Genomic DNA, 11,186 nt, shown 5'->3' on the forward strand with positions numbered 1-11,186 from the left:
TCGGCGATGAGCCCGGTCATCGAAGCGCGCGGCCTCGTCAAGCGCTACGGTCGATTTCCAGCGGTTGACGGCATCGATCTCACTGTCGAGAAGGGCGAGGTCTTCGGTTTGCTTGGACCCAATGGTTCGGGAAAGACCACCACGATCCTCTTGCTTCTCGGCCTCACCGAGCCGACTGCCGGTTCGATCCGTGTGCTCGGGCTCGACCCGTTGCGCCAGCCGCTGGCCGTCAAACGGCAGGTCGGTTACCTGCCGGACCAGATCGGCTTCTACGATCATCTGACTGCGTGGGAAAATCTCGCTTACACGGCAAGGCTTGCGGGCCTGATATCGAAAGAGGCCGACGGTCGCATCAATGATGCTTTGGCGCGGGTACGGCTGGCCGAGGTTGCCCATCGCCGCGTCGCCACCTTCTCGCGCGGCATGCGCCAGCGGCTCGGATTGGCTGAAGTATTGGTCAAGCAGGCCGAGATCGCCATCCTTGACGAGCCGACTTCGGGTCTCGATCCGCAGTCGACGCAGGAACTGCTGGACCTGATCCGCGAGTTGGCGGCCGAGGGCGTGACGTTCGTGCTTTCCTCCCATCAGCTCGCGATGATGCAGACGATCTGCAGCCAGGTGGCTCTTTTCCGCAAGGGCCAGGTCGGCCTCGTCGGCCGGGTTGAAGACCTCACCGCCAACGTTCTCGGCGGCACGTACAGGCTCGAAGTCGAAGCCGAAAAGGCGGATCTGGAGAAGCTGCTGGCCGGGGTGCCGCACGTTTCCGGCCTGATGCCCTTGCAGGGCGGACGCTGGCGCGTCGATGCGGACTCGGATGTCAGAGCTGACGTCGCGCGTCGTATCGTTGGCGCCGGCGGAGCGCTTCATTCCATCACCATGCGACAGACTACTCTCGACGAGGTCTATGTGCGCTTTTTCGAAGGAGAGAACCATGACATCGCGGCGTGAAGGATCGCCGTTTGCCGGCCTGTCGACGATCGCGCTCAAGGAAGCCGCCGATCATATGAACAGCATTCGCATCCATCTGGTGATGGTGCTGGTGCTGCTCACGGCGGTCGGGTCGGTCTATGCCGCCATCGGCCAGATCAAGGCTACCATCGGCGAGGATCAGTTCCTGTTCCTGCGCCTGTTCACCACCGCGCAGCAGCCGCTGCCTTCTTTCGTCTTCTTCCTCGGCTTTCTGATTCCTCTGGTAGCGATCGCGCTGGGTTTCGACGCCATAAACGGAGAGTACAATCGGCGCACGCTGTCGCGCATTCTGTCGCAGCCGATTTATCGCGACGCGCTTCTCACGGGCAAGTTCCTGGGCGGACTGTTGGTCATCGCCATCTGCCTGCTCGCCCTTTGGCTGCTGGTCACTGGCCTCGGCATGCTGCTGCTTGGGCTGCCGCCCAGCGGCGAGGAGATCGCCCGCGGCCTTGCCTTCCTGTTCGCCTCCTTTGTTTATGCCGGCGTCTGGCTAGCGGTAGCGATGGCCTTCTCCACAATAGTCAAATCGCCAGCAACGTCGGCGCTGTGCGCGCTCACGGCCTGGCTCCTGTTCACGGTATTCTGGCCTATGCTGGCGCCACTGATTGCCGGAGCCATCGCGCCGGTCGACCCGCTCGATCCTATGACGGCAGTTCATCAGATCGACGTCCAGCAGGCTATCGCCCGGATCTCGCCCAATACCCTCTATGGCGAAACCACGCTGGCCTTGCTCAATCCGGCAACCCGCTCACTCGGCCTGCTGTTGACCAGCCAGGTGAGCGGGGCACTGATGGGAGCGCCTCTGCCCTTCTCGCTGAGCGTGGCTCTGATCTGGCCACAACTCGCCGGCTTGATCGCCGCGCTTCTGCTGCTGTTCACCGTCGCCTACGTCTCGTTCCAGCGACAAGAAATACGGGCGTAAGCGAAGTCCTTGGCGCCCGCGTCACCGACGAGAATTTTCGCGACTGGAAGCCAGTCCAAGGCAGAGGACATTTCACAGACCCCTCACGGCTTTGTGCGCTGACATGGAAAGTGATGTGCATTAGGCCAAGCAACTTGTCGGTGCCTCGCGTTCGGCCCTTTGCTACTGCGTCCTTCACGCGTGCAAAAGGCGTGGCTTTTCAAGGACAATACACGAGACTGATCGGTGTCAGCATGGGAGGATGCCTCCGCCAGGACGTGCACGGAGGCAACAGACAGAAGCACCCGCCGCGAGGGTAATCGCGACGCAGGGCGAGATGACACGTCTGAATCAATGCCGGAGCGCATCTCCCCGCAAGGCCATCTCTTGCGGGTCAAAGCGCACCGCCTCGTCGTTTCAGCCACCATTTTCATCGCCCTGATCTTCAGCGTGCTTGCTTTTGGCAGCATCGCCGAAACCATCGACTACAACGCACTCGTGCATGTGCTGAAGCACTTCCCGCCGTCTGCGATCGGATGGTCGATCCTTGCCACGATTGTGAGCTTTGCCGCCCTGGTCGGGCGAGATGTGAGCGCGGTCCATTATGTGGGCGCCAGGGTTCCCGGGCTCGCACCCGTGGTCGCAGGATTCTGCGGAACGGCCTTGGGCAACGCCGCCGGATTTGGAACCCTTACGGGCGCAGCGGTGCGATATCGCATTTACGGCGCCGTCGGTGTTCGGCCGGAGGATATTGCCCGACTGCTGTTGTTCATCGCCGCCGGATACGCACTCGGCCTGACGGGCTTTGGAGGCCTCGCGGCCCTGTTCGAGGCAGAGGCGGTATCGCACCTTCTCGGATGGCCAACGCCGCTGCTGTCGGCTTTGTCCGGCACCGCCGTGGTCTGCACCGTGACCATGGTGCTCTTCGGACTCCGCAAGCCGATACGAATTGGCGGCTTTTGCCTGCCGGCCCCTCCGACCGGGCTCGCCGCAATTCAGCTTGCTCTTTCGGGCATACGTCTTGTCAGCGCCGCTGCCGCGCTGTGGGCGCTGCTTCCGGGCGAACCGCTGAATTTCTTCAGCTTCGCCGCGATCTTCTCCGCGGCGACCGCGCTTGGCGCCGTGAGCAATTTGCCCGGAGGGATCGGGGTGTTCGAAGCCGTGGTCTTCTGGGCCTTTGCCAGGGTAGGGTCCGCAGACCAGATCGCGGCGGCCTTGCTGGCCTATCGCGGCATTTATTTCGCGCTCCCATTGGTGGTCTCGGCCGGGCTGCTTGCGCTGTTCGAAGTTCGCCATGCAGTAGGACCTCAGGAGAATTCAGCGGCGGATGACCGCCTTGTCCATGCTGCCGCCCGCCTTGCGCCGCGCTTCATGGGTGTGATCGCATTTGCAACCGGCATTATGTTGCTCGTGTCGGGGGCGACACCGACTTTCGGTCACCGGCTGGCAACCCTATCGATGCGTCTGCCGCTATGGGCTGTCGAGGCCTCTCATTTCCTCGGCAGCCTGCTCGGCATTGTCTTCCTTTTCGTTGCAAGGGGGCTCTTCGAGAGGCGCGACGGAGCCTGGTGGATCGCAATCACAATCGCCACAGCGAGCCTCGGTCTGTCCCTGACCAAGGGACTTGCCTACGGAGAAGCCGGCTTCCTCACCATCGTCATAGCCCTTCTGATTACAACGAGGCGCCAGTTCGACAGGCCGGCCTCGATGCTGGGCCAGGCCTTCACGCTTGGGTGGTTCGCGACCGTTGGCCTGATCGTGATCGCTGCGACCGCTATATTCCTTATTGCCTTCAGGACCGTGGATTACACCGCCCATGATCTCTGGTGGGAGTTCGAATTTGACGCGCAGGCACCTCGCGCGCTGCGCGCGCTGCTTGGCGCCGCCGTTCTCGCCACCATGATCGGGTTCTGGCAATTGCTTCGCCCGCCAAAGGGCCTCGCTCCGCGCCCGAATGCCGTCGCGCTTGGACACGCGGCACGGATCATCAATGGTCAGGATCGAAGCCAGGCGATGTTGGCGCTGATGGGCGATAAGAGCCTTCTGTTCTCAAGCTCGGGCAACACTTTCATAATGTACGGCAAAAGGGGCCGCAGCTGGATTGCCCTGTTCGATCCTGTCGGCCCGGTCGAGGACTGGCACGAGCTCATCCAGCGGTTCGTTACGCTGGCCGCCAGCCACGGTGGGCGGGCGGCCTTCTACCAGGTGAGGCCTGAAACCGTGCGGCATTATCTTGACGCGGGCCTGTCGGTCATGAAGCTCGGCGAAGAGGCATGCGTGCAGGTCGCGACCTTCGAGCTGAAGGGCGGGGCAGCCGCGCATCTTCGTTATGCGCTCAAGCGAGGCGAACGAGACGGGCTGACATTTGAGCTTCTTGCGCCGAACGAGATGGCGCCTATCGTCGACGACCTGGCCGACATTTCGGCCGAGTGGCTGCGTTCGCGGCGGACCGAGGAAAAAGGATTCTCGATCGCGGCCTTCGAACCCGGCTATCTCGGATCACAGATGATTGCGCTGGTCCGTCAACACGAAGTCCCGATCGCCTTCGCCACGATCATGACCACGGAATCGGGAAAGGAAGCTTCGGTCGGATTGATGCGGCACACGTCGGAAGCGTCTTCCTATGCGATGGAGTTCCTGTTCACGCGCCTGATCCTTCGCCTGAAGGAAAGTCATTATCAAACGTTGAGCCTGGGCGCAGCGCCGCTGAGCGGCGTATTGCCGGCGCCGCTGTCGTCCCGCTGGCACTGGCTGGGTGCCGTGATCTGGCGCTACGGCACACCTTTCTACAATTTCCGCGGGCTGAGGGCCTTCAAGGACAAGTTCAACCCGGTTTGGGAGCCGCGCTATCTGGCGGCCTCGGGTACATTGGGCCCATTTGTGACATTGGCGGACGCAGCAGCGTTGATCGGCCTCAACTTCAAGGGCCCCGGAAGGTATTCGCGAGGTGCATAAGTCAGCCACTCTTTTCGCGGCAGTAGTCTGGTTTCTACTGACGATGCCGGCATTGGCGCTGGACGGCGGCAGATTGGGCGACGTGCGCGTCGTTGTGCCGGACGGCGAGATCAGAGGCTATGTGGTGTTGTTCTCGGACCTTGCCAGGTGGTCCGAAGCCGACCAAGCCACGCTTGCGGCGCTCGGACGGGACGGTGCGCTCGCGGTTGGAGTCGACACCAAAAGCTATCTGGACAATCTGACCAAGGGCGACCAGGCGTGCGACAACCTCATTGGCGATATCGAGGGGCTCAGCCGTCAGTTACAGCGCCGGCATAGCGGCCTGCAATATCATTTCCCGATCGTTGCCGGCTTTGGCGCAGGCGGGACGCTGGCCGGAGCCATTCTGGCGCAATCCCCGGTCAACACGTTGGCTGGGGCCGTGTCAGTGGATCCGAGCATAGCACTGCCTGGCAAGCGCCCGCTCTGCGCGGCGGCCGCCGTGTCAAAATATGATGACGGCTATATCTACGGACCGACCAAAAACCTCAACGGGTTCTGGAGTGTTGGGCTCACTACCGGCGAAGGGGCTGAGGCTCGCGCCCGTTTCGAGACTCTGCAAAGCAGTGGGATGCCGGTGGCGGTGACGCCGCTTTCCGGGACGGCCTCTGACGGTATGGCGACGCTATTGCAGCCACATCTCGCCGCAGTCGATGCCGTCGGGGTCTCGGCACTGCCATTGATCGAATTGCCGTCGCCAAGCCCGTCCGGCTTGATGGCGGTGGTTCTGTCGGGCGACGGCGGGTGGCGGGACCTCGACAAGACCATTGCGGAAGAGCTGCAATCTCGCGGCGTTTCGGTCGTCGGGTGGGACAGCGTGCGGTATTTCTGGAACAGGAAATCGCCTGAACAGACGGCCGCCGACCTGAGCGCCGTGATCCAGGCATATGCTGACAAATGGCATGCTGATAGGGTCGCGCTGATAGGCTATTCGTTTGGTGCGGATGTCCTTCCTTTCGCTTACGATCGCCTCGGAGCCGACATCAAATCACATGTCGCCCAGCTTTCGCTTCTCGGCTTCGCAAATGCCGCGGACTGGGAGATCCGCGTCGCCGGATGGCTTGGCGCTGCTCCAAGCGCGGAAGCGCTCCCCGTGGCGCCGGCCATCAAGCAGGTCCCGCCAAACCTCGTGCAGTGCTTCTATGGACAGGATGAGACGGATTCTTTTTGCCCGGAGTTAGCAGGGCAAGGGATCGAGATCATCCAAACCCCAGGGGGCCACCACTTCGATGGCGACTATGCTAGCCTCGCTTTGAAGATTCTTGATGGATTGAAGAAGCGAAAAGAGCAGTAGCAACCGTTATGCCGAACTCCATCTGCGGCCCATCCACGATCCACAGGTCAGGAGCCACCGGCTTGAGGATATTAATCGGTTCGTACAAGTCCAATTTGGAATGAGCTTTGGGTATAAGCGGCGTGGCTTAACTCAGCGATCACTCGGAACCTGACGCCTTTCCGGACTTGGTGCAACAAGCCGGCGCCATAACGCGATATGGCCCGGTTTCGTCATTCGAGAAGCGCCTGTCGGCGCATTGCCAACCATTCCTGAAGTGCAGGCCGAATGACGTCCGATCGCCCGACTCTCATTTCAGCGGCGGCTTCGGCGAGCGCCGTCTCGATGCTTGCGTCGAAGGACATCGATGCCAATTCGCGCAGCATCGCCGCGGCGCGGATATCGGCAAGCCGCACCTCATCGAGGGCACTGAGATCTCGGCCGTCCGATCTGGCCGTCACGACGGCAACTCGGGGAGTTCGTTCACCTGCGGGACGTAGTCCCGAATAGCGACGACCCAATCGTCCCTTACGGTGGCCAGGACCAGGCAGCAGCCTTGAGGATAGTATCTCGGCAATGCGGCGGCCTGATCAGCAAAGGGGCGCGCTCCTCCCGACTACGAGCAACTGAGAGCCATGCTTCCTCAGTTGCTCGCCGCTCCCTGTGTTCCGACCTGGCCCTCGAAACGCTTCCACGTCGGGCTCACCCTCCTTTTACCAAGGCCGACCGGAAACTATTCCAGACTAAAGCGAAATTCTCTTTTTGGAGGGCGAGCTGCCTCATCGGCAGAGGACTGCGGAATAAAGTCCCTTGCTCAAGGGTATCATGAGGAGCCGGTGTTCACCCGAACGGCAGGGATCGATAGTGAGAGAGATCGCGATGCAACTTGGCGAGACAATTGCAAACACGTTCGCCGCAATCTTGGTGATATGCGGTCTCGCCCTCATCTTTTTAATGGCCGGAAGGCCGCTCTTCCTGAGGCGCCAGGCGCGAATGGTCGTGATCTTGCCAGCCGATCAGGATACGACAGCCTCGACTAGCGACACTCGTCCGCATCTACCGACGACCTTCAACCTTGCCCTCGTCCCGTCCCGGCCTACAGGAAGAATCTGACTGTAGCACGGATGGGGCAAAAGGCGGCGTGGGCCGGTCGGTACGAGGGCGGACAGAGCTTATGCGGGTTACTCGGGCAAGCCGGCAGCCCTTAGCGCCTCACCGAGACGTTGAGCGAGCGCAGGATCGCAGTTGACGGCGGCGAACTGCCGCCCGTAACGGAACGTTGGCTGCAACTCGAGGACCCGCGCCGCGGCGGCCCTCGCTTCTTCCAGCCGGCCGAGCCTCGCCATAGCGGCAGCCAATTGCACGTAGGTGATGCTGTGTGCGGGATTGGCATGAACGGACCTGTAGGCAGCGCGGCAGGCTTCGTCGTAGCGGCCGCGCAGCAGATGACTCATCGCCTGCGCATCGAATGCTGCGAAAGCCCATGGGTCGAATGGGCTGAGCCGCATGCCCCGCTCGCTCCACTCGATCGCCCGCTCGGCTTCTCCACTCCAGCCGAGAATGACGCTTCCCAGAATGTAGGTCAGCGCGGATGACGGGCTGATTGCGAGCGCGGCTTCCAACGCGGTGAAGGCAGCCTTGCGGTCGTGCCCATCCATGCCCATGGAGAATCCCGCAAGGGTCAGTGCGGCTGCATCGTCCTGTCCATGGATTAGGGCGGAGCGGGCATGGTGTATCGAAGCGGCACGGCTGGTTTCGCGCAGGCCGGCGCGGAGGAAGAGGCAATGGTGGCACATGGCAGCATTGCCGTGCGCCAGGGCGTAGGCTGGATCGAGCTCGATGGCACGTTCGAGCAGCACGAGCGCCTTTTTGACCTGCTCCGGCATACCGGAATCCACGTCGAGTTGCGCCCGCAGCACCAGATCGTAGGCATCGAGACTGTCAGGCCGCTTGCGTTTCACCCTGTCGATTTCGGCACGCCGCAGGCTCGGCGCGATTGCGCCGACAGCCGACAGCGCAATCTCATCCTGCAGCGCGAAGATATCGGCGGAGTTGCGGTCAAACCGCTCGGCCCATACGTGGGTGCCGGTCGACGCATCGATCATTTGCCCGATCACGCGCACGCGGCCGCCAGCCCTGCGCACGCTGCCTTCGAGCACATAGCGTACGCCAAGCTCGCGTCCGACCTGCTTCACGTCCACCGCGCGGCCCTTGTAGGCGAAGGTCGAATTGCGCGCGATGACGAGCAGCCAGTTGATGCGCGCCAGACCGGTGATGATGTCGTCGACTATGCCGTCGGCGAAGTAGTCCTGGTCAGGGTCGCCGCTCAGGTTCGAGAACGGCAGAACCGCCATCGAAGCCTTGCCGGGCAAATTCAGCGTTGGTCCGGCCAGGACCTCGGCTGCCGGGTCGAGGCCATCAACCGCGACGGCCGGTCCGACATAGCGATAGCCGTGCCGCGGCCGCGTTTCTATCCAGCATGCACCGCCGGCCAGGTTTTCGAGGGTCCGGCGCACCGCCGATATTTGGACCGTCAGGTTGCTGTCCTCGATCGCCTGCCCGGGCCATGCCGCCTCAATCAGCGCCTCTTTCGAGACCAGCACGCCCGTCCGCTCCACAAGCAGCGCAAGCAGCGCAACGGCCCGCTGACCGAGCGGCGTCGGCTCGTCCCCGCGGAACAGAATCCCGGCGCCGGTGTCGAGGCGAAATGGACCAAAGACGAGGCTTGTTGCCATTCCCGAAGGAGATACCGTTTGCGATTTTTTCGCAATCATTTCGGAATGGCTTCACGACTGGCAGGCATGGCGGGGAGCATTCTGTGCAGGTGTCTGCGGAAAGCAGCATTCGAGCCGATGGAGGATCAAAATGAGCGCCGCCCCAGTCATACGCATGCCTGACGAGAACAAGGGTGTTATGTTGCGCGGCCATCCGCTGGTCTTTCTCGTCACCGGCGAAGACACGAAGCACACGAGCATGTTCGACTGGACGATCCCGCCCGGGTTCGCCACCGGCCTCCATGTTCATCGCATGCAGGAGGAGACCTTTTACGTGCTTGAGGGCGAATGCGTCTGGCACGTCGGTGAAAAGACGATCCATGCGACCCCTGGTACCTACCTGTTCATTCCGCCGGGCGTGCAGCACAACATAACCAATGTTGCCGAAAAGCCGGCGCGCGTGCTGATGACTGTCTCTCCACCCGGGCACGAGCACTATTTCGAAGAGCTTGCCAGGCTGGCCGTGCACGGCTCTCCGGATGCGGAAGCGCTTGCCGACCTGCGGAACCGCTACGATACCGATCAGATCTCCACCCTGACTGCGAACGCGTAGTCACAGGGGCGAAGACCTTCGTGGGGTAGTTCCAATCGCCGGTGTCGTAGCCCGGCATTGTCCTCTTTCAGCGGCCGGAAAACTCGATCTTTACGGCGGACATGAGGCGCAAGATTGCCATTCGCGCCATGGATGGAACATGTGTCGGCCTTAGGGCCAAGATGCTCGTCGACGGAGCCAATTGAACGCCGGGCAACGATCACAGCCCGGAAGGCAATTGAGAGCCAAGCATGGGCGCTCTATTCCTTCAAGAGATGAGCATTCCAGTTCAAGCCCGCCATCCGCTCTTCCTTGAGGGCCTAAAGGATTTGCGTGCGTTGGCTATAACCGGACTGTCGGTTAGAGCCAGCGTCACGTTTCAATTTCTCAGTCTTCCTCAGCCGTTCCTTCGAGGCCTGCCAGCCGCTCCAGGAGTCTCATCTCCTCGGGCGGAACCAGGTCGAGTCCACCCTCCCTCTTTACGCGGCCGCCACGATAGATCAGGTCGAATTCATCAAGCTCGTCGCTGTCCCGCAACCTCGCCACCAGCCGACGGATCAACTTCACGTCCTCGGGCCCGATGGCCGATTGCGCCTGAGGGCCCTGGACCTTCGCGGCGAAGGACCGTCCCTCCCGCAAGGCCTCTATATCGATTTCAGGGTATTTCCGAAGAGCCTCGGTCATTATGTCGAGCTGTCGTTTCGCCTCCCGGCCTTTGGCGACCACCTCCCTCAACTGGGCCCGGTCGTGAAGGTTCTCGATGCCATCGACGATCTCGTCTGCCTTTCGGGAACTCGGGGCAGGCCTCTTGGGCCTTCCTGGCCGATGCGCCTCCGCCGCCCGCAGTCGAACATACTCCGCCAGGTCCCGCCAGCCACGGATGGTGGTCGGGTACGGGCCAGTCCAGGAGGTCGGGCCTCTGTCGAGCCTCGCGCGGAGGCGGACATATAGCCCGATGACGCGCGGCGTCAGCTTCACGAAGTCAGGATCGAATATCCGCCAGTCCTCCTTCGCGGCCTTTGCGCGCCTAACTGCCGCGCCTGACAGGATTTCATCGCAGGCCTCCACAACGCGGGCGAGCGTGGCCACGGGACGGGCATCGCCCGACCGTCTCGCTTCCTCTTGCAGCCGATCCATCAACAATTCGGCGGTTACGGTTTCGTCTTGTTGGGTCATGCTGCGAACTCGATCTGGGGAACGGCCTTGGGCATACTGGCGATAGCTGCCCGGACTTCCTCGCGTACCTCTTCCAGAGCATGTCGGTCGAGCTTGACAGCTCCCTCAATGAGCTGCTGGAATTCGGTCGGCTCGGGATAGCGTTCGAGCAGGACGTCGCCGATTTTGATAAATGCGCCAGTTTCCTCACGGTCTGGAAGCGATGCCGTAAGCTCCGCAAGATTGTTGGCGCGCAGCACCGTCTTCAGCAGCTTCTTAAAATGCGCCTCCACACCTTGGGGAACCTCCGCGATCGAGGCTGGTAGCAACCGCATTTCCTTCACCAACGTGTGGAAAAGCTCGAATTCATGCACCTGGGCGAAGCCGTAACCGAGTGCCGCAGGATCGAACCCTGGCACGACGGGAAGCAGGAGATTGTCCGCCGTATTGCCGTCGGCAACGGCCATCTCGCGCACTTCCTGGACCATTTTTTGGACCCTCAGCTCATTTGAGAGTTCCTCGCTCAGCCTGTTCTTGAATCGGCTCTCCGAACGCTGAATGGTGCGCAAGGCACGATCTTCCTTGCCC

The 11,186-nt window shown here is 61.8% G+C and carries 9 protein-coding genes; 5 read left to right on the plus strand and 4 right to left on the minus strand.

Annotated features, from left to right (window positions below; genetic code table 11):
* The 4 genes from EOD07_RS08740 to EOD07_RS38100 form a co-directional block, all read left to right on the plus strand.
* A partial coding sequence (locus EOD07_RS08740; RefSeq protein WP_348627743.1) for an ABC transporter ATP-binding protein occupies positions 1-948 on the plus strand: 948 nt, incomplete at its 5' end.
* Positions 932-1,891 carry an ABC transporter permease subunit gene (locus EOD07_RS08745; protein ID WP_127235130.1) on the plus strand — a complete coding sequence of 320 codons (960 nt, stop codon included), beginning with the start codon at positions 932-934 and terminating at the stop codon, positions 1,889-1,891. The genes EOD07_RS08740 and EOD07_RS08745, both read left to right, overlap by 17 nt.
* A 333-nt stretch (positions 1,892-2,224) precedes the next feature.
* Positions 2,225-4,825 (plus strand): bifunctional lysylphosphatidylglycerol flippase/synthetase MprF, encoded by a 2,601-nt coding sequence (gene mprF, locus EOD07_RS08750; protein WP_127235131.1) that lies wholly within the window; start codon positions 2,225-2,227, stop codon positions 4,823-4,825.
* Between the two features lie 52 nt (positions 4,826-4,877).
* The gene (locus tag EOD07_RS38100) at positions 4,878-6,158 is read left to right on the plus strand and encodes an AcvB/VirJ family lysyl-phosphatidylglycerol hydrolase (RefSeq protein ID WP_206519443.1); all 1,281 of its coding nucleotides are present in this window, start codon (positions 4,878-4,880) and stop codon (positions 6,156-6,158) included.
* Between the two features lie 212 nt (positions 6,159-6,370).
* Here the strand turns inward: EOD07_RS38100 and EOD07_RS08760 are convergent, their stop codons facing one another.
* Together EOD07_RS08760 and EOD07_RS08770 are read right to left on the minus strand one after the other, a co-directional pair.
* Entirely contained in the window at positions 6,371-6,598 is a 228-nt protein-coding gene (locus tag EOD07_RS08760) for a hypothetical protein (RefSeq protein ID WP_127235132.1), read from the minus strand.
* 720 nt (positions 6,599-7,318) lie between these two features.
* Complete coding sequence (locus EOD07_RS08770; protein ID WP_127235139.1) at positions 7,319-8,872, minus strand: winged helix-turn-helix domain-containing tetratricopeptide repeat protein; 1,554 nt, start codon at positions 8,870-8,872, stop codon at positions 7,319-7,321.
* Positions 8,873-9,002: 130 nt separating this feature from the next.
* On the opposite strand from EOD07_RS08770, the gene EOD07_RS08775 reads away from it, so the two are divergent.
* A complete protein-coding gene (locus EOD07_RS08775; protein ID WP_127235133.1) occupies positions 9,003-9,464 on the plus strand; it encodes a cupin domain-containing protein in 462 nt (153 codons plus the stop codon).
* A 366-nt stretch (positions 9,465-9,830) separates the two neighbouring features.
* Here the strand turns inward: EOD07_RS08775 and EOD07_RS08780 are convergent, their stop codons facing one another.
* Complete coding sequence (locus EOD07_RS08780; protein WP_127235134.1) at positions 9,831-10,619, minus strand: hypothetical protein; 789 nt, start codon at positions 10,617-10,619, stop codon at positions 9,831-9,833.
* On the minus strand, positions 10,616-11,186 hold a 571-nt coding region (locus EOD07_RS08785), incomplete at its 5' end, for a hypothetical protein (protein ID WP_206519444.1). The genes EOD07_RS08785 and EOD07_RS08780, both read right to left, overlap by 4 nt.

Source organism: Mesorhizobium sp. M2C.T.Ca.TU.002.02.1.1 (genome assembly GCF_003997225.1).

Excerpts from the sequence above, each read along its gene's own strand:
- EOD07_RS08770 (WP_127235139.1), bottom strand. The coding sequence starts at position 8,872 with ATGGCAACAAGCCTCGTCTTTGGTCCATTTCGCCTCGACACCGGCGCC.
- mprF (WP_127235131.1), top strand. The coding sequence starts at position 2,225 with ATGCCGGAGCGCATCTCCCCGCAAGGCCATCTCTTGCGGGTCAAAGCG.
- EOD07_RS08745 (WP_127235130.1), top strand. The coding sequence starts at position 932 with ATGACATCGCGGCGTGAAGGATCGCCGTTTGCCGGCCTGTCGACGATC.
- EOD07_RS08780 (WP_127235134.1), bottom strand. The coding sequence starts at position 10,619 with ATGACCCAACAAGACGAAACCGTAACCGCCGAATTGTTGATGGATCGG.
- EOD07_RS08775 (WP_127235133.1), top strand. The coding sequence starts at position 9,003 with ATGAGCGCCGCCCCAGTCATACGCATGCCTGACGAGAACAAGGGTGTT.